The following is a 17,137-nucleotide window of genomic DNA, read 5'->3' as shown; positions in this document are numbered from 1 at the left end:
ATCCCGTCGCGGCGGCCTGTTCCTACAGCCGAGCCGCACGCCCGGCCGCACAATAGATCACGAAAGTGCCCTTGACGATGAATTTTTCTCACCGCCTCAAGATCGGCCTATCGGCCTGTTTTTCGCATGCCGACCCCGCGCGGCCGCTGTTCACCAACAAGACCCTGCAGTACGTGGAGCAGTCCATCGCGCACTGGATCATGTCGGCCGGCGCGCTGGTGGTCATGGTGCCCTGCCCCACGGGCGAGACGGCGCGTGGCGACGTGACCCTCAAGCACTACGCGGAGTGGCTCGACGGCGTGGTCATGCACGGCGGCGCCGACGTGTGGCCGGGCAGCTACGGCGAAGTGCCGCTCAAGGACGCCTGGCTGGGTGACCGTGTGCGCGACCTGTACGACCTGGCCGTGGTCGAGGCCTTCGAGCAGGAGGGCAAGCCCATCTTCGGCGTGTGCCGGGGCCTACAGCTCATCAACGTGGCCTTCGGCGGCACGCTCTACCAGGACATCGAGACGCAGCACCCCGGCGCCATGCAGCACCGCAACGCCAGCACCTACGACCAGCATTTCCACGAGGTGGACATCGTGCCGGGTTCGCGCCTGGCGCGCCTGTACCCCGGCCAGCCGCGCGTGACGGTCAACAGCATCCACCACCAGGGCATCAAGAACCTTGCGCCGGGCTTCGACATCGAGGCCTGGAGCTACCCCGACGCCGTGCCCGAGGCCATCCGCCGCCACCCGCGCCATGGGCGCGGCTACATCGCAGCCACGCAGTGGCACCCGGAGTTCCGCGCCGCAAGCGGTTCGGCGCTGGACGACTCGCCGCTTCTGCACGACTTCCTGGCCGCGTGTGCCGACGCGCGTGCGCGGCCCCGGCCGGGCCACAGCCCGCTGCAGATCCGCGACCGGGCCTCGCGCCTGCTGCGGCAGGCCCTGCTGCGGCGCTTCTAGCGGTCGAGCCGCAGGGTCTGGGACAGGCGGAACCGCCCTTCCGGATAGAGGCTGATGGCCACGTAGAAGCGCCCCTGGTCGCCCTCGCCGTGCAGGCGGTAGACCGCGCGCAGCGCGGGGCTCTTGGGCTGCACGCCCAGGATGGCGGCGACATCCTTGGGAATCTTGCAGGCTTCGACCGTCTGCTCGATGCGGTCGATCGGGTGCTGCTGCAGCTCGCTCAGGAACTGCCATACCGAGCCGCGCTTGTGGCCGATGAGGGGAACGATGCTCCGGTGCTCCGGGCGCAGGTAGAAGTCGGTCCAGGACGCCGCCACCTTGGTATCGGGCGAGTCGCGGTAGGTGGACACCTTGATCCAGGCCTCGCCGATGCCGCACCCCAGCTCGCGCGCGAGCGGGGCGTCGGCCACGACGTCCTCGGTGTTCACCAAGTGCAGCTCGGAGATCGACGAAAAGCGCAGCACATCGCTGGCGCTGTTCGTCTGCACACTGTAGGTTTCCTGCGGATTGCGCGCCAGCACCACGCTGCCCACGCGGGGCTTGCGGGTCACGTAGCCCTGGCGCTGCAAGGCGGCCAGCGCCGCGCGCGCCGTGAAGCGGCTGACGCCGTGCATCTCGCACAGGACCATCTCGGGGGGCAGCGTCCCTCCCACCGGATACTGCCCTGAAGCTATCTGCTGCTGCAGCGTCTCCGCCAGCTCTACATAGATGGGCTTGCCCAATCTCGGTCCTCGAATGGTGTGCGGCCAGCCGCCGGCGGCGCGGCGAAGCCAGCGGTTCAATGCGTGTTCGCGGGTGGCGGCACGTCGCACGCGATCATCGCGTCGAGCGCCAGCACGCCCTGGCCTTTGGGCAATACGATAACAGGATTGACATCCATTTCGGCCAGCGCGTCCGCATGGTGCGCAGCGAAGCGCGACAGGCAGACCATCGCATCGACGAGCGCCTCCTCGTCCGCCTCGGGCTGCCCCCGGAAGCCCCGCAGCAGCGTGGCGGCACGGGTTCTCGAGATCAGCTCCCTGGCCCCTTCGGGGCTCAGCGGGCACAGCCCGAACGCCACGTCCTTGAACAGCTCGACGGAGATGCCGCCCAGGCCGAACATCAGCACCGGCCCGAACGCCGGATCGCGCTTGATGCCCAGCACCACCTCGACACCGCGCGGCGCCATCTCTTCGACGAGGAAGCCCTGGAAGTCCAGCTCCGGCGAACGCTCCTGCATGGTCCGGGCGGCGGCCTCGGCGGCTTCGGGGCCCTGGAGGTTCAGCGCCACCAGGCCATGCTCGCTCTTGTGGGCAATGCCGCGCGCCAGGCCCTTGACCACGACCGGTCGGCCCAGTTCCGCCGCGCACCGGGCGACGTCGTCCACCCGCGCCGCGACCTGGGAAGCCGGCACGCGGATTCCCAGCGCTTTCAACAGTTCCTTCGACTGCACCTCGTCCACCAGCCCCTGCCGCGCGGGCAGCGGCGGGAAACGGCCGTCCGCACCGCCTGCGGCGGCAGCGGGCCTGCGCCGCTCGCGCGCCTGGCCGATCAACTGGGCCGCGGCGCGCAGGCTGCGGGCGATCGGGATGCCCATGGCCCGCGCGCGCTCGAAGCCCGGCTCCTGCACGTAGCCGGACACGGGAATGATGGCGCTGGCCTTGTCGCTGGTGCCCAGCACGTCCAGCGCCTGGTTCAGCCAGAGCTGCGAGCGCTCGTCGCGCGGCGCGCCCACGCCGACCCACAGCACCGAGTCGATGGCCTCGTCCTCCAGCGCGATGGCCAGCGCATGCCTGGGCAGTTCCGGATCGCTGAAGACCGCCCCGCCCACGTCCAGCGGGTTGGACGCTTTCACATAGGACGGCAGGATGGCCTCCAGCCGCGCCAGCGTCGTGGGCGAGAGCTCCGGCAAAGGCACCTGCGCATCCGCGCACTCGTCGGCCAGGATGGAGGCCGCGCCCCCCGACAGGGTGAAGACGAGCAGGCCGCCGGTTCCGACCGGCTTGCGCTGCTTCCAGTGAGACAGCAGGGACGCCGTGGGCAGCAGGTCTTCGCTCTCGGCCACGCGCACGATGCCCTGCTCGCGGCAAACGGTCGAGAAAATCTCGTCCGAGCCCGCCAGCGCGCCCGTGTGCGACATCACCGCCTGCCGGCCCAGCTCCGACGTGCCGGCCTTGAACACGACCAGCGGCTTGCCCCGCTCGCGCGCCTTGCGGGCCGCTTCCACGAACCGCCGGGGCTGCCGCAGCCCCTCGATCATCAGGGCGATGACGTCGATCTGCGGATCATCCAGCATGTATTCGACGATCTCCTCCATGCCGATGTCCATGGCGTTGCCCACGTGTGCGTACAGCCCCACGTCGGCACCTGCGTCCTCGCCGTTGAGCAGCAGCCCGCCCATCATGGCGCCGCTTTGCGTCACCAGCCCGACACGCCCCGCGCGCGCATGGGTCATCGATTCGAAGCTGCTGTTGTATCCCAGGCTGAGCCCTTGCGCGGGATTGCCGGCGCCCAGGCAGTTCGGCCCGAGCATGCGCATGGACGCACCCTCCAGCAGGGCCTGCAGCCGCCGCGCCCGCCGCACGCCCTCCTCGCCCTGCTCCTCCCAGCCGGCGCTGCACACGACGATGGCCTTCACCCCGGCCTGCCGGCACTCCTGCACCGCGGCCAGCGTCATCTCCGCGCCGAGGGCGATGGTGACCAGCTCCGGCACCTCCGGCAGGTCCGCCAGCGCGCGGTAGCAGCGCACGCCGAACAACTCCTCGTACTTGGGATTGATCGGATACAGCCCGCCCTGGAAGCCATGGCGCAGGCAGTTTCGCAGGCCGCGCGACGCGGGGGTGTTGGGACGCTCGGACGCGCCGATGAACGCGATGGACCGGGGGCGGAACAAGGCATCGAGGCTGGCAGCGGGATGCTGCAGGGCGGTGTGCTCGGCAAAGGTATTCACGGTATGTCTCACTGCTTTCTTGGTAAAGGCATCAATGGGAAGGGTGGACGGGCGAACGCGCGAAGCGCCTGCAGCCCTGCGCATCCACCGACGACACGAGCCACCCTTCGCCTTCGAGGAAGTTCAGATGGGCGATGGCCTCGCCGAGCCCGAAGCCGATCTCCTCGTTCCTCAGTTCCCTCCCGAACAGCGCGGGCAGGAACTCGTAGCCCGTCATCGGCCGGTCGCAGGCCTGCAGGACGGCGATCAGGCGCTCCTCGTGGTGCGCGCGGATTTCCTCCACGCGCCGGGCGATGCCGCGGAAGGGCTGTCGGTGCGAAGGCAGCAGCAGGGCCTGCGCAGGCAGATCCTCGAACTGGCGCAGCGACTCCAGGTACGACAGCAGTGGGTTCTGGTCGCCACCGGGCCACACGGCGATGTTCGGCGTGATCTTGGGCAGCACCTGGTCGCCACCGAGCAAAAGGCCCTCTTCCGCGCACCAGAGGCTCAGGTGCTCCGGGGCATGCCCCCTGCCGATGATCGGCGTCCAGGTCCGGCCGCCCAGGACCAGCGGCTGGGACACGTCGATGCGAACGACGTTGTCCGGCAGCCGCCCCACCTGCGTTCCGTAGCGCGGCATGTGCTGCAGCAGCGCCGCAGCGACGCTCTGCGGCAACCCGTGCTCGCGCCAGACGGGCGTGCGCTCGGCCACGACATCGCGCGCGGGGTCCGCATAGCGTCCGGCGACATGGAGTTCCCCGGGCGTCATCAGGATGGGCACCCCGAATCGCTCCGCGAGCCATCCGGCCAGCCCGATGTGGTCGGGATGGTGGTGCGTGACCACGATGCGGCGCAGCGGCCCCTGCGCGAACAGGGAGGAGCCGAACACGGCATTCCAGACATCGCGGCTGGCGGCCGTATCGATGCCCGTGTCGACCAGGGTCCAGCCATCGCTTTCGCGCAGCAGATAGACGTTGATGTGGTTGAGCGCGAAGGGCAGCGGCAGGCGCAGGAGAAAAATCCCCTCGGCCAGTTCGACCGGCGCGCCCACCTCCACCACGGCCTCGTCATAGGCCAGCGGCGCGAGCCCGGCGCGCCGCGTCCAGAGCGATGGCCGGATCGGCGAGACCGCCGCACCCTCCACGGAAACCGTCAGATCGCGCTGCATGCTCACAACCCCATCTGCTTGGCGATGATGGTGCGCTGGATCTCGGAAGCGCCCGCGCCGATCATGCCGATCCGCGAGTCGCGGAAGAACAGCTCCATGTCGTACTCCTTGAGCACGCCGTAGCCGCCCATGATCTGCACGCCGTGGTTCGCGATCTCGAACATCGCCTCGCTCGCCCAGAGCTTGGCCATCGACATCTCCTTGAAGCAGGGCAGGCCCTGCTCCAGCATCCAGGCCACGCGGTAGCCTAGCAGCCTGGCCACGTCGGTCTTGATCTGCATGTCGGCCAGCTTGTGCTGCACCGCCTGGAACTTGGAGATGGGTTGCCCGAACTGCCGGCGCTCCTTCGCATAGCGCGAGACGTAGTCGATCATGGCCTGCGACGTGCCCGCATACATCATGGCCACGCTCAGCCGCTCGATGCCCAGGCCGCTGTTGAGGTTGGCCCAGCCTTCGTGCAGCTTGCCCATCATGCGCGCGCGGGGCACCTTCACGTCGCGGAAGAAGACCTCGTTGGTGTGCGTCGCCGAGCGGCCCATCTGCTTGAGCGGGCGGATCTCGATGCCGGGCGCATCCGCGTCCACCAGGAAGATCGTGATGCCGTCGTGCTTCTTCTGCGGGTTGCGCAGTGTCCGCGTCACCGTCACGATCTGGTTCGCCACGTGCGCGTTGGTCGTGAACATCTTCTGCCCGTTGAGCACGAAGTGGTCACCCTCCTCCTGTGCGAACAGCTCCACGGCCGCGGCATCCGAGCCGACGTTGGGCTCGCTCAGGGCGAACGCCAGCCGGGTTTCGCCGGCGATCACCTTGGGCAGGAACTCCTGCCTTTGCTCCTCGGTGCCATACGTCAGGATGTTGTAGGCGCCCAGAACCACCGTCGTGAAGTAGGACGTGCCGGCGCCATACCAGCCGTAGCCCGCCTCTTCGAGGAAGATGGCCAGCTCCATGGGGCCGAGCCCCGAGCCGCCGTACTTCTCGGGGAACGGAATGCCCATCCATCCCTGCCGCGCCATGCTCGCGTAGAGCTCGTGCGGAAAGCGGTCGTTGTCGCTGCACGCCCGGATGTACTCGCGCGTGCACTCCTTGGCCATGAAGCGGCGGACCGACTCCCTCAACATCTGCTGCTCTTCGGTGAATCCGAATTCCATGGTGCTGTCTCCTTTCGTATGGTTCAACGTGGCTTGCGGCTCAGGAAGCGGGCGACCGCCGCGCGGTGCTCCTCGGACGTGAAGCACTGGCCCAGCGATAGCGCCTCCTGCTCCAGGGTGGCGTCCAGGCCGTTCGACTGCGCGAAGCGCTGCAGTTGCTTGATGCGCGCCAGCGCCTCCGCAGGCAGCGCAGCCAGGTGCTGCGCCATCTGCAGCGTGGCCTGCGGCAGGTCCTGGTGCGCCACCACGCGGTTGACGAGCCCGTAGCGCTCTGCCGTTTCCGCGCCGATGAACTCGCCCAGCAGCAGCAGCTCCATCGCGCGCCCCAGGCCCACCACGCGCTGCAGCAGGTAGGAGCAGCCGAACTCCGGCGTGATCCCGATGCGTGCGAACGGCAGGCAAAAGCGCGCCTGGTCCGAGGTGATCCGCAGGTCGCATGCCAGCGCAATGGTGGTACCACCGCCCACCGCGACGCCATTGACGGCCGCGATCACCGGCTTGTCCAAGGTCTGCAGCAGGCGAGCCAGCACGTTGGGGCCGTTGCGGATGCGGTCGCTCCACTGCTGCGCGGACATATCCCGCCCGCGCTCGAACGTGTCCTGCATGTCGCCGCCCGCGCAGAACGCATCGCCCACGCCCGTGACCACCAGCACCCTCACCGCGGGATCATGAGCCGCGTCCTGGCACACCTGTGCGATCTGGCGCGTGGTCGTGTCCCCGAGCGCATTGCGGCGCTCAGGACGGTCGATGCGCACCCAGGCGATGGCGTCGCTTTTCTCGTACTTCAGGTCGGTGATTTGCATGGCGGAAAGGGTCACACGTCAAATCCATATATGTCCGGACAATATTTTGAACGCTGGGCGTTGTCAACAGCGCCCTGCCGATATTCATTAGGGAATATCGCTACATGCATATCGCCTATTCTTCGTTGACACCTTGTCGGGCGCAACGGTATTGTCCGGATCAGCACATGTGACTACTTCCCTGACAACGACCGAGCCCGGCCGGAACTGCAGCCCTGCCGGCACGGTTTTCCACGAGGACATCTGTGTATGAAGCGCCGCATCGCATTGCTCACCGCACTGGCCGCCCTGACGGCCAGCCCGTATTCCTTCGGGGAGACGGCCTTTCCCCAGAAGGGCGTCACCTTCATCGTTCCACTCGCCGCGGGCGGCGGGACGGACATCCTGGCGCGCAAGCTCGCGCTCAACCTGGGGGCCATCTGGGGCCAGCCCGTCGTCGTGGAGAACGTGAGCGGCGCCAGCTCCATCATCGGGACCCAGCGCGTCGCCCGGGCCGCGTCCGACGGCTACACGCTGCTGGTCACGACCAACGGCGCCATCGTCAGCAACCGCTATCTGTTCAAGTCACTGCCCTACGACCCCGACAAGGACTTCATCCCCGTGGCGCAGCTCGCGGACATCGACATGGTGCTGCTCGCCCACCAATCGCTGGGCGCCAACAACCTCAAGGAATTGGTGGCCCTGGCCAAGCGCGACCCCGGCAAGGTCACCTATGCGTCCTATGGCAACGGCTCCCAGCCGCACCTACTCATGGAGCTGTTCAACAAGCGTGAAGGCATCCAGATCACGCACGTTCCCTACAAGGGCCTGGGGCCTGCGCTCACGTCCGTGATGGCCGGCGAAACCATGATGACGCTGACCGGCCGCGGCTCGGGCGACGCGGCGATCCGCTCGGGCAAGACCAAAGTCCTCAACTACAACTCCGACAAGCGCGACCCGCTGCACCTCGAGGTGCCCACGTCGGAAGAATCCGGCTATCCCTACTTCCGCGTGGCGACCTGGCACGGCGTCTTCGCGCCGCGCAGCACGCCGAAGGACGTCGTCGCCAAGATCCACCGCGACATCAACAAGGTCCTCAACCAGCCGGAATTCCGCGAAGACATGGCCAAGCGCGGCTACGCCATTCCCACCCGCACGCCCGAGGAGTTCGCAGCGGCGATCCAGGAAGAGGTCAAGGCGACGGGCGAAATGGTCAAGGCCGCAGGGCTCGCGCCGGAATAGCCGCCGCAACCCGACAAAAAAAAAGCCGGCCCCTAGCCGGCTTTTTCTTGGCTGGCACCGCCTCAGACCGTCGCCCCCGTGATGCGCACGATCTCGGTCCACTTCTGCAGCTCGCCGGCAATGAAGGCCGCCGACTGGGCCGCATCCAGCGGCAGCGGCTCCATCCCCATGCCGAGCAGCTTCTCGCGCGCCTGCGCGTCGGAGAGGTATTCCACGATGCCAGCGTTGAGCCGCTGGACGACGGCCTGCGGCATCTTCGCCGGCCCCATGACGCCATACCATGCCTTGATGTCGAAGCCGGGCAACCCCTGCTGGGCGAGCGGCGCGACGTCGGCGAGCGTGGGGGACGGCTCCGCCGCCGTCTGGCCCAGTGCGCGCAGCTTGCCGGCCCGGATGTGGGGCAGCGCCGTCGGGATGTCCACGAACAGCATCGTCAGCTGGCCGCCCAGCAGGTCCTGCATGGCGAGCGCGCTGCCCTTGTAGGGCACGTGCAGCACATCGACGTTGGCGAGCTTGTTGAACAGCTCGCCCGACAGGTGCTGCGACGTGCCAGCGCCCGAGGAGCCGAACGACAGCTTGCCGGGCTGGGCGCGCGCCATCGCGATCAAGTCCTGCGCGCTGCGCACGTTCAGCGACGCGTTCACGACCAGCACGTTCTTCTGGACCACCGTGGCGGAGATGGGCGTGAAGTCCTTGAGTGGATCGAACGGCAGGCGCTTGCCGTAGATGCTGGGCGCGATGCCGTGGGTGGCGCTCGACCCCATCACCAGCGTGTAGCCGTCGGGAGCGCTCTTGGCCACGTATTCCGCGCCGATGTTGCCGCTGGCCCCCGTCTTGTTCTCCACCACGACGGGCTGCCCCAGCGTGTCGCCCAGGCGCTGCGCGAGCAACCGCGCGAGCTGGTCCAGCGCGCCGCCCGCCGCGAACGGATTGATGATGTGGACGGGCCGCGCAGGATAGGCCTGCGCGAACACCGAGGGCGCGCAGGCCGCGAGCGCGCCGCCTGCAAGGGAGTGGATGAAGTGACGACGCTGCATGGATGTCTCCGTGGTTTCGTTATGGCAGTCAACGGGCGGAAGTCCCGCCCCCGTGCGTCTTCAGAGCTTGCCGGCGTAGCTGGCCTGGAAGGCCGCGGCGGGGTCGCACTGGATGCCGTAGGGCGGAATGGGGTAGCGGATGCCGTGGCCGGCCAGCCAGTCCAGGCCCAGCACGATTTCCTGCAGGTGCGAGACCTGCAGCGCGATCAGCAGCTCATCGTCCTGCACTCCGCCGAAGCGGCGCTCCGCGAAGCAAGGGATGGACATGCTGGGCTCGCGCGTCGCCAGCCCCGCGCCCCAGCTGTCGGCGCAGGCGGACTCGCCCGTGGTCGCGAACTGGTAGCGCACGTAGCTGCGGTGCTGCAGGGCGTTGATGAGCGTGACCATCTGGCCCGGCGTGGCGTAGACCAGCACCGAGTCGGGCTGCTTCAGGCGGCCGCTCGCCAGCGGCGACAGCACCACGCCCACATACTTGCCGCTGGGCACGCGCGGCATCTGGGCCTGGTGCTCGCGCGAGGCCTCGATGGTGGCGAACCACACGCCGTGGAACATGCTGCCGTCCAGGTATTTCTTCCCCGGCGCATTCAGCCCCATGACGCCGCCGCAGTTGCTGTCGGGCGGCACATGCTCGTGCGTGGCGCCCAGCGTCCACCCCAGCCAGCGGGCCTGGCCCACCAGCTGGCACATGGAAAAACGCGTGCCCTCCACGGGCCAGCGGATGCCCTTGATGCCGCGCATCTCGTCGACGGTCTCGAACAGCTGCAGCGCCAGCGGCGCGCTGCGCAGGCGCAGGCGCTGCATGAGCCGGTCGACGAGGTCCTGGTAATCCACCTCAGTGGCTGTTGCTTCGCTCATGGGGTTCTCCATCGGTTGTTGTCGGCAGCGGGCCCGTGGCGGCGGACAGCAGCGCACGGCTGGTCTCGCCCCAGCGCGGCGCGGCCTCGCATTCCACGTCGATCAGGTCGAGGCAGCGCATGACGCTGTGGTCCACGATGTCCGCGACGGACTGCGGGCGGTTGTAGAACGCCGGCACCGGCGGGAAGACGATGGCGCCCGCCTGCGTGACGCGCAGCATGCTTTCGATGTGCCCCGCGTGCAGCGGCGTCTCCCGCAGCATCAGCACCACGCGCCTGCGCTCCTTGAGCGCCACGTCGGCCGCGCGGGCCATCAGCTCGCCCGTGTTGCCCCAAGCGAGGTTGGACATGGTCTTGATCGAGCACGGCGCGACCACCATCGCATGCACCCGGAACGAGCCCGAGGAGATGGAGGCGCCGATGTCGGCGCTGGAATGGACGACATCGGCCAGCGCTTCCACCTGCTCCACGCGCAGCGACGTCTCCAGCTGCAGGGTCTGGCGCGCGGAGCGGCTGACGATGAGGTGCGTCTCCACGTCGGGCACGCCGCGCAGCATCTCCAGCATGCGGATGCCGTAGGCGCTGCCGCTGGCACCCGAGATGCCGACGACGACCCTCCGCCGCGCGGCGGCGCGGGCGCTCATTCCACGCTCACCTTGAAGCACACCTGCCCCCAGCTGCCGTTGCAGAAACCCGCGTCCTGGCAGCTGAAGGTGTTGAACCACATGCCGTCGGGGTCCAGTCCCTCGGCGATGCGGTCGTGCGCCATGGCGGCGTGGATGGTCATGGGCGCCACGGCGTAGATGCACACGTTGCAGGACTTCACGACGCCGGCCGCGCTGACCTCGATGCGGTCGCCAATCTTGAAGCCCGCGGCGCAGCCGTGGCTGGCGACGACCGTCGCCACCACCGTGCGGCGGTTGGCCTCGGGAATGGCCTCGGCGGCCCGGCGCCGGCGCTCGTCGGCGCGGAACTCCGCCATCTGCTCGTCCGTGTACCCCAGGCTCGCCTGGAATTTGTCCCAGTTGAACGGCTTGGCTGGCTTGGAGGGATGCGAGGTATCGCTCATATGGCTTGCCTTTCGGAAAGTGGGGTGGGAAACGCCGTCAATAGCCGCGCGCGAGCATCGACTTGAGGTAGTCCGGCTGGCGGGCCCGCAGCCGGGCCGCGGCCTCGGCGCCGATCCAGTCCTCGATGGCCACGTTCTCGAAGCGCCCGCGCTCGTAGCGGTCGGACCGGTTGAACGGCGCCGTCGCGTCGATGTAGACCTTGCGGCCCGTGCCCGCCGCGTCGCCTTCGGCCAGCATGCCGCTCACCTTGGCCCGGGGCGAGAGCATCAGCCCCTCGCGCATGTCCGAACGCGTGATGACGGCCCACATCACGTCGTCGGCGTTGGTCAGGTCGATGTCGTGGTCCACCGCGATGACCCAGCCCAGGTCGGAATGCGCCGACAGCGCACCGAACGCCAGGTTGTTCTGCAAACCCTCGTCGCGGAAGCTCTTGCGCCGGATGCGGATGACCACGCCCAGGCAGCCGCGCATGGCCTGCAGCACGTGGCAGTTGTCGAAGACGCGCGGGCTGATGCGGCGGCAGGCGTCGAACACCGAGGCCTCAGCCGGCAGCGCCATGAGGTTGGTGGTCTCGGCATTCACGGCCAGGGGGAACCAGTACACGGGATTGGTGCGGTGCGTGATCGCGGTCACGTTGAACTGCCACACGCGCCAGGCGCGGCCCATGTAGCCGCCGGCCTCGGGCATCATGCCCTTCTCGCCGTCCTTGCCCGAGTCCTCCTCGGACACCAGGCGGTCGGTGTCGATATAGCCTTCGAGCACGTATTCGGCCTCGGCCAGGCTCCACGCGCCTTCCTGCGAGCGGCAGGGCACGACCTCGACCGCCTGGCCCTGCAGCGCGCCCGCCATGCCCAGCTCGTCGTAGCCCAGCGGCGTCAGGGTCTGCTGCGTGCTGCCGGAGCAGGCCAGCAGCACCGCGGGCCCCGCGCCGATGTTGACGCTGATCGGAATGCGCCGCTCGCCGCGCGCACGCAGCTTGCGCGCGATCTCCAGCAGGTGCCGCCCGGCCTGGATGGTGATGCAGGTATGGTCCGGACCAAGCACCCGCATGCGGTGGTACGAGCCGTTGAACGCGCCCGTGTCCGGGTCGCGCACCAGCGCCAGCCCGCCGGTGATCACGCAGCCCGCGTCGGCCTGGGTCTGCTGCGCCAGCGGCAAGGCCTTGAAAAGGTCGATGCCGCTCGTGGTCACGTGCGCCTGGCTCGCCCCCTCGCTCACGATCCGGGACGGCACGGGGTTCAGCGCCGCGTCGGCCAGGCGGCGCGGCAGGTCGATGGCGTCGATGCCGCACCAGCGCGCGATGCGCTGGCGGTCGCTGAACACGTTGGTCACGATCCGGTGCCCCGGGTAGCCCCTGAGCTGGTCGAACACCACCATCGGGCCCGCGTCCGTGGTGCGCGCGATGGCGGCCACCTCCAGATGCGGGTTGGTCTCCCGCGTGATTGTCAGCAGATCGTCATGTGCCCGGGCCTCTTCCATGGCGGCCGACAGGCTGGTTACGGCGTGCATCTTGCCTCCTGGTCATCGGTCTATTTGTCCGGACTATATAAGATCAAGAAGGCTTGTCAAGCGGGTGCGCACGGACGCCCGCGCCGGCCCTTGCGGCCTGCGCAGGCACGTGCGGCTGCGCTGCCGCCGGGGTTATTCCAGGTGGTTTTCCAGCAGCCGTATCGCGGCCGCGACATCGGGTTCGGACGCGCGCGCCAAGCATCCGCCGCGCTCGCCGTAGAAGCGCACGACGTGCTGCACGGCACCTGGCGCGCAAGCCCCGCCCTGCGGCCAGGGCATGGCCGAGAGCAGGGCCAGCCCATGGCGCTCCGCCTCCAGCTCGCAGCGCTGGATGTCTGCGCGCAGTCCGCGCACCGCCGGGTCGTCCTTGCCCAGCGCGCGCCGCACGGCACGCAGCGGCCTCACCACGGTGTCGCGCCACCCGCGGATCGCCGCGTCGGCCCGGCCGACGTGCTCCGGTCCTGCCGGCCCCTGGCCCCGGCCCTGCGCATAGGCCAGGTGCAGCAGCACCAGCACATCGACGCCCAGGGCCTCCTGCAGCAGCAGGCAGGCCTGCGCCACGCCGGGGCGTGCGTAGGTGGCGATGACGCTGCGCCATTCATCGCCAGCGTTGAAAGCGGGGCCGTCTTCTTCGGGACGCATGGAAGTCTCCTGGACAGGTGGGCAAAGCCATGGAGCGTACCGCCAGTCATGGCATGCAAGCCCGGGAGAAAGAACGCCCTGCGGAACCGCTATTTGAATGAAACAGGCCCCCAGCGCTTGTGCAGCAAGCGCGAGCAGCTATGTTTTCTGGAGCATCCGCGCGCGGCGCTTGCGCTCCCAGATCACGATGCCGGTGACCGAGAGCATGACCACCACCAGCCCCATGAACGACATGAGGATGCGCCCCGGCAGCCCCAGGATGCGCCCGGAGTGCAGCGGCAGCTGCAGCTGCACGAACACATCGGCCGCGGTGCCGTGCCAGGGGCGGTGCATGCCCAGCACCTCGCCCGTGTCGGAGCTGACGTAGATGTTCGACAGGCCCATGCCCATCGCGCCCAGCTCGTGGGTCGGGTCGAAGAACGAGACGTTGTAGAACGGGAAGTCGCCGCCGTACCAGATGCCGCCCGGCGGGTGCTCGAAACCCAGGCGCTCGCCCTCGCGGCGCGCGATGGCGATGGCGTCGGCGAAGCCGATGCGCGGCTCGATGAAGGTGCCCAGCGGCGCGGGCTTGAGCGTTTCGTAGGGGCCCGGCGTGGTCGTCGAGATCTTGCTCATCACCGGATAGAACACTTCGCGGTAGAGGTTGAGCGAGAACGAGGTGAACGACACCACGATGATGATGCCCCACACCCAGAGGCCTCCCGCGCGGTGCAGGTCGAAGTTGAGCTTGTAGCCGCCCGCGCGCCAGCGCACGGCCCACGAGGGGCGCCAGCGGCTGGCCCAGGTGCGCGCGGAGCGCACCTTCTGGCGCACCGGGAAGGTGAGGTAGAGCGCCACGAAGCTGTCGATCAGCCACATCAGCGCCACGCCGCCCATGAGCCAGAAGCCCCAGCGGTCGCTGCCCCAGAAGGCGGGCATGTGCAGGCTCTCGTGCAGGTGGCGCAGCCAGGGCATGAGGTTGCGCTTGCTGAGCGCGATGCTGCGCGAGTTGCGGTGGCCGGTGATGCGGGCCGTGACGGGATCGACGTAGACGGTGTTGTAGTCCAGCACGAACTTGGCGCCGGTGGCCGGGTCGGTGCGCGGGCGCACGAGGAAGGAGGCAGCGTGGCCCTCCTCCAGCCCCAGCGTCATGTAGCTCACCTCGGCGCGCGGATCGTCGACCTCCACGGCGGCAGCCAGCCGCAGCGGGTCCTGCAGCGGACCTCGGCCGGGGGTGTGCATGATGTCCGCGTTGAGCCACTCGTCGATCTCGTGGTCCCACGAGATCACCGCGCCGGTGAGCCCGGCGACGAGGAGGAACAGGGCCACGGTGAGCCCCGCCCAGCGGTGCACGAGCGTCCAGAAGGCGCGCATCAGCCTGGAAACGGTAGTTGAACGCGCTCGCCAGTGCCGTGATCGGCGTGCCAGGCAAGGCGTGACGACGCAGCGCACTCCTGTGCGCAAGGAGGAGCAACGCCGCATGGCGCGGCGAGCGCGGTGCTGGCGAGTGCGTAGCGCCGCTGGCCCCACGAGTGAGCACCCACGAAGCGGCAAAAGTCAATGTCCATGCGTTCCTCGTGAAGTTGGCAAGCGGTCAACTGCTGTTTCCAGGCTCAAAAGTCGACGCTGGCCGTGAGCGAGAACGTGCGCGGCGCGCCCTGCACCAGGTAGCCGTAGGTGGTGTAGCCGCCCACCGAGGCCCAGTAGCCGCGGTTGGCCACGTTGTCCACGCGCGCGTTGAGCGTGACGAGCCGGCCGCCCACGTCCAGCAGGTAGCGCGCGCCCAGGTCCAGCCGGGTCCAGCCCGGCGCGCGCAGGGTGCTGGCCGCGTTGGCGTACTGGGCGCCGGTGTAGAGCACGCGCGCGTTGAGCGCGAGGCCGCTGACGCCCGGCACGTCCCACTCGGCACCCAGGTTGGCCTGGGTGCGCGGCACGCCCACCACGCGGTTGCCGTCGAAGGCGCCGCCCGCCGTGGTCAGGTACTTGGCGTCCAGCAGCGTCAGGCCGCCGAGCACGCGCAGGCCCTTGGCGGGTTCGCCGAACACGTTGAACTCCAGCCCCCGGTTGCGCTGCTTGCCGAACACGCCGTAGACGTTGTTGACCACGTAGGCGCTGGGCATGTCGGTAGTGAAGAAGGCGACGCTGGCGCCGATGCTGCCGCCGTCGTACTTGAGGCCCACTTCCTTCTGGCGCGTGACGTAGGGCGCGAACACCTCGCCGGCATTGGCGACGGGCTGCCCGCCGCTGGTCGCCGGGGCGGAGCCGCCCTTGGCCAGCCCTTCGATGTAGTTGGCGTAGACCGACACGTCGGGGCGCAGCTTGAACACGATGCCGCCCACCGGGGTCACGCGGCTCTTGTCGTAGCTGCCGGCGCTGGCGCCGGTCGTGGCATCGAAGCCGTCGACCTTGATGGTCTGGTGGCGCAGGCCCAGCGTGACCAGCAGGCGCTCGTCCAGGAAGGCCATGGTGTCGGCCAGCGCCAGGCTGCTGGTCTTGATGCGCTCGGTCTCGCGCGGGCTGCCCAGCGTGCCGCCAAAGCCGGTCAGGGCCGGCGGGGTCAGCGCCACGGGGTTGTAGATGTTGTTGGTCTGGCCAGTCGCGTAGTTGTAGCCCCAGGCGTTGCGCTCGCTGGAGTCGAAGGCCGAGAGCGACGCCACGGCCGTGTGCTTGACCGCGCCGGTCTCGAACTTGCCGCGCACGCCCAGCTCGCCGGTCTTGATGTGGTTCTCGCGCGTGTTGTCGAAGCGGTTGAGCGTGGCATTGCCCGTGGCGCTCGAGAGCGTCAGGCCCGACAGGGAATTGTCTTCCTTGCCGCGGCGCATGCCCAGGGCTGCCCAGCCCGTCCACTGGTCGCTGAAGTCGAACTCGCCGCGCACGGTGCCGAACAGGTCGCGGCTGTCGGAGTACGTCCAGGGCTGGGCGTAGTTGGCCTTGGCATCGGGCACGGCCGGCATCGGCAGGCTGGCCGTGGGCGTGACGGCGGGCCGGGGCGCGCTCAGCTTGTGCTCCTGCCAGCCCAGGTCGGCCGACAGGCGCGTGCGGCTGCTGCGCCAGTCCAAGCCCAGCGAGCCCACGGTGGTGCGCGTGTCCTCGTTGTCCACGCCCGTGTCGCCGCTGCGCCGCGCCAGGTTCAGGCGCACGCCCGTGGCGTTGTCGGGGCCGAAGCGGCGGGAGAGATCGGTGGCCGCGTAGAGCTGCCCGCCGCTGGCCACGCCCACGGCCACGCGGCTGAGGGGCTCGTTGCTGGCGCGCTTGGGCACCACGTTGATGAGGCCGCCCAGGCCGCCGCCGCTCACGCTGCCCGCGCCCGATCCGCTCAGGAACGCGTTCGCGCCGCGGAACACCTCCACGCGCTCGACGAACTCGGTGGCCATGTACTGGCGCGGCACCAGGCCGTACAGGCCGTTGTAGGCCACGTCGTCCGAATACAGCGTGAAGCCGCGCACGAAGTACGTCTGCTGGAAGTTGCCGAAGCCCCGTGCCTGGCGCACGCCGGCGTCGTTGAGCAGCACGTCGCCCACGCTCTTGGCCTGCTGGTCCTGGATCAGCTCGCTGGTGTAGCTGGTGGCGGAGAACGGCGTGTCCATCATGTCCTGCGTGCCCAGCACGCCCGCGCGCGCGCCGCGCGCCACCTGCCCGCCCGCGTAGGGCTTGGCCAGGCCCTGGGCCGATGCGTCGGCGCTGGCCTCCACGGTCACGGTGGCCAGGGAGGGTGCGCTGTCAGAGGCCTGTGCCTGCGCGCCGGCGGCGCCCGCCGCGAGCGCCAGGCCCACGGCCGCCGCGACGGGCAGCAGCGGGAAGCGAATGGTGTTCGGATGCATGATGAAAAGGATATTGAGAAAGATTCGCAA

Annotated in this window: 15 protein-coding genes; 2 read left to right on the top strand and 13 right to left on the bottom strand. The window is 69.0% G+C overall.

Translation table 11 applies throughout. The features are described 5' to 3' along the window. The first annotated feature begins 77 nt into the window (after nt 1-77). The gene (locus AVS7_RS14930; protein ID WP_020229186.1) at nt 78-947 is read left to right on the top strand and encodes a gamma-glutamyl-gamma-aminobutyrate hydrolase family protein; all 870 of its coding nucleotides are present in this window, start codon (nt 78-80) and stop codon (nt 945-947) included. Here AVS7_RS14930 and AVS7_RS14925 read toward each other — a convergent pair. Genes AVS7_RS14925 through AVS7_RS14905 form a run of 5 tightly spaced genes read right to left on the bottom strand, consistent with a single transcriptional unit; the run spans nt 944 to nt 6,974 of the window. Next, on the bottom strand, nt 944-1,669 hold the full coding sequence (locus tag AVS7_RS14925) for a GntR family transcriptional regulator (protein ID WP_020229185.1): 726 nt from the start codon (nt 1,667-1,669) through the stop codon (nt 944-946). The genes AVS7_RS14930 and AVS7_RS14925 overlap by 4 nt on opposite strands. A gap of 56 nt (nt 1,670-1,725) precedes the next feature. Then, on the bottom strand, nt 1,726-3,876 hold the full coding sequence (locus AVS7_RS14920; protein WP_020229184.1) for an acetate--CoA ligase family protein: 2,151 nt from the start codon (nt 3,874-3,876) through the stop codon (nt 1,726-1,728). Nucleotides 3,877-3,907: 31 nt separating this feature from the next. Then, the gene (locus AVS7_RS14915) at nt 3,908-4,999 is read right to left on the bottom strand and encodes an MBL fold metallo-hydrolase (protein WP_144425115.1); all 1,092 of its coding nucleotides are present in this window, start codon (nt 4,997-4,999) and stop codon (nt 3,908-3,910) included. Between the two features lie 26 nt (nt 5,000-5,025). Further along, nucleotides 5,026-6,171, bottom strand: coding sequence for an acyl-CoA dehydrogenase family protein (locus tag AVS7_RS14910; RefSeq protein ID WP_020229182.1), 1,146 nt, complete (start codon nt 6,169-6,171; stop codon nt 5,026-5,028). A 23-nt stretch (nt 6,172-6,194) separates the two neighbouring features. Further along, complete coding sequence (locus AVS7_RS14905) at nt 6,195-6,974, bottom strand: enoyl-CoA hydratase/isomerase family protein (RefSeq protein WP_020229181.1); 780 nt, start codon at nt 6,972-6,974, stop codon at nt 6,195-6,197. A 249-nt stretch (nt 6,975-7,223) separates the two neighbouring features. On the opposite strand from AVS7_RS14905, the gene AVS7_RS14900 reads away from it, so the two are divergent. Next, nucleotides 7,224-8,195 (top strand): tripartite tricarboxylate transporter substrate binding protein, encoded by a 972-nt coding sequence (locus AVS7_RS14900; protein WP_020229180.1) that lies wholly within the window; start codon nt 7,224-7,226, stop codon nt 8,193-8,195. 62 nt (nt 8,196-8,257) lie between these two features. Here the strand turns inward: AVS7_RS14900 and AVS7_RS14895 are convergent, their stop codons facing one another. From AVS7_RS14895 to AVS7_RS14860, 8 genes are all read right to left on the bottom strand, one after another. Beyond that, nucleotides 8,258-9,232 (bottom strand): tripartite tricarboxylate transporter substrate binding protein, encoded by a 975-nt coding sequence (locus AVS7_RS14895; RefSeq protein WP_020229179.1) that lies wholly within the window; start codon nt 9,230-9,232, stop codon nt 8,258-8,260. A gap of 60 nt (nt 9,233-9,292) precedes the next feature. Further along, complete coding sequence (locus AVS7_RS14890; RefSeq protein WP_024001630.1) at nt 9,293-10,087, bottom strand: DUF169 domain-containing protein; 795 nt, start codon at nt 10,085-10,087, stop codon at nt 9,293-9,295. After that, nucleotides 10,065-10,730, bottom strand: a complete 666-nt coding sequence (locus AVS7_RS14885; protein ID WP_020229177.1) for a UbiX family flavin prenyltransferase — start codon at nt 10,728-10,730, stop codon at nt 10,065-10,067. The genes AVS7_RS14890 and AVS7_RS14885 overlap by 23 nt, the downstream gene beginning before the upstream one ends. Beyond that, the gene (locus AVS7_RS14880; protein WP_020229176.1) at nt 10,727-11,155 is read right to left on the bottom strand and encodes a hypothetical protein; all 429 of its coding nucleotides are present in this window, start codon (nt 11,153-11,155) and stop codon (nt 10,727-10,729) included. The genes AVS7_RS14885 and AVS7_RS14880 overlap by 4 nt, the downstream gene beginning before the upstream one ends. 37 nt (nt 11,156-11,192) lie before the next feature. After that, nucleotides 11,193-12,665, bottom strand: coding sequence for a UbiD family decarboxylase (locus tag AVS7_RS14875; RefSeq protein WP_020229175.1), 1,473 nt, complete (start codon nt 12,663-12,665; stop codon nt 11,193-11,195). Nucleotides 12,666-12,797: 132 nt separating this feature from the next. Beyond that, nucleotides 12,798-13,307, bottom strand: coding sequence for a TIGR02444 family protein (locus AVS7_RS14870; RefSeq protein WP_020229174.1), 510 nt, complete (start codon nt 13,305-13,307; stop codon nt 12,798-12,800). 138 nt (nt 13,308-13,445) lie between these two features. After that, the gene (locus tag AVS7_RS14865; protein WP_020229173.1) at nt 13,446-14,660 is read right to left on the bottom strand and encodes a PepSY domain-containing protein; all 1,215 of its coding nucleotides are present in this window, start codon (nt 14,658-14,660) and stop codon (nt 13,446-13,448) included. A gap of 239 nt (nt 14,661-14,899) precedes the next feature. After that, complete coding sequence (locus AVS7_RS14860; protein WP_020229172.1) at nt 14,900-17,107, bottom strand: TonB-dependent siderophore receptor; 2,208 nt, start codon at nt 17,105-17,107, stop codon at nt 14,900-14,902. Nucleotides 17,108-17,137 lie beyond the last annotated feature (30 nt).

It is taken from the genome of Acidovorax sp. MR-S7 (assembly GCF_000400995.2).
Taxonomy (GTDB): domain Bacteria; phylum Pseudomonadota; class Gammaproteobacteria; order Burkholderiales; family Burkholderiaceae_C; genus MR-S7.
The sequence above is the reverse complement of the archived record's forward strand: the minus strand, read 5'-3'. Positions and strand labels throughout refer to the sequence as shown.

Excerpts from the sequence above, each read along its gene's own strand:
- AVS7_RS14930 (WP_020229186.1), top strand. The coding sequence starts at position 78 with ATGAATTTTTCTCACCGCCTCAAGATCGGCCTATCGGCCTGTTTTTCG.
- AVS7_RS14910 (WP_020229182.1), bottom strand. The coding sequence starts at position 6,171 with ATGGAATTCGGATTCACCGAAGAGCAGCAGATGTTGAGGGAGTCGGTC.
- AVS7_RS14905 (WP_020229181.1), bottom strand. The coding sequence starts at position 6,974 with ATGCAAATCACCGACCTGAAGTACGAGAAAAGCGACGCCATCGCCTGG.
- AVS7_RS14900 (WP_020229180.1), top strand. The coding sequence starts at position 7,224 with ATGAAGCGCCGCATCGCATTGCTCACCGCACTGGCCGCCCTGACGGCC.
- AVS7_RS14895 (WP_020229179.1), bottom strand. The coding sequence starts at position 9,232 with ATGCAGCGTCGTCACTTCATCCACTCCCTTGCAGGCGGCGCGCTCGCG.
- AVS7_RS14890 (WP_024001630.1), bottom strand. The coding sequence starts at position 10,087 with ATGAGCGAAGCAACAGCCACTGAGGTGGATTACCAGGACCTCGTCGAC.
- AVS7_RS14885 (WP_020229177.1), bottom strand. The coding sequence starts at position 10,730 with ATGAGCGCCCGCGCCGCCGCGCGGCGGAGGGTCGTCGTCGGCATCTCG.
- AVS7_RS14880 (WP_020229176.1), bottom strand. The coding sequence starts at position 11,155 with ATGAGCGATACCTCGCATCCCTCCAAGCCAGCCAAGCCGTTCAACTGG.
- AVS7_RS14875 (WP_020229175.1), bottom strand. The coding sequence starts at position 12,665 with ATGCACGCCGTAACCAGCCTGTCGGCCGCCATGGAAGAGGCCCGGGCA.
- AVS7_RS14870 (WP_020229174.1), bottom strand. The coding sequence starts at position 13,307 with ATGCGTCCCGAAGAAGACGGCCCCGCTTTCAACGCTGGCGATGAATGG.
- AVS7_RS14865 (WP_020229173.1), bottom strand. The coding sequence starts at position 14,660 with ATGCGCGCCTTCTGGACGCTCGTGCACCGCTGGGCGGGGCTCACCGTG.
- AVS7_RS14860 (WP_020229172.1), bottom strand. The coding sequence starts at position 17,107 with ATGCATCCGAACACCATTCGCTTCCCGCTGCTGCCCGTCGCGGCGGCC.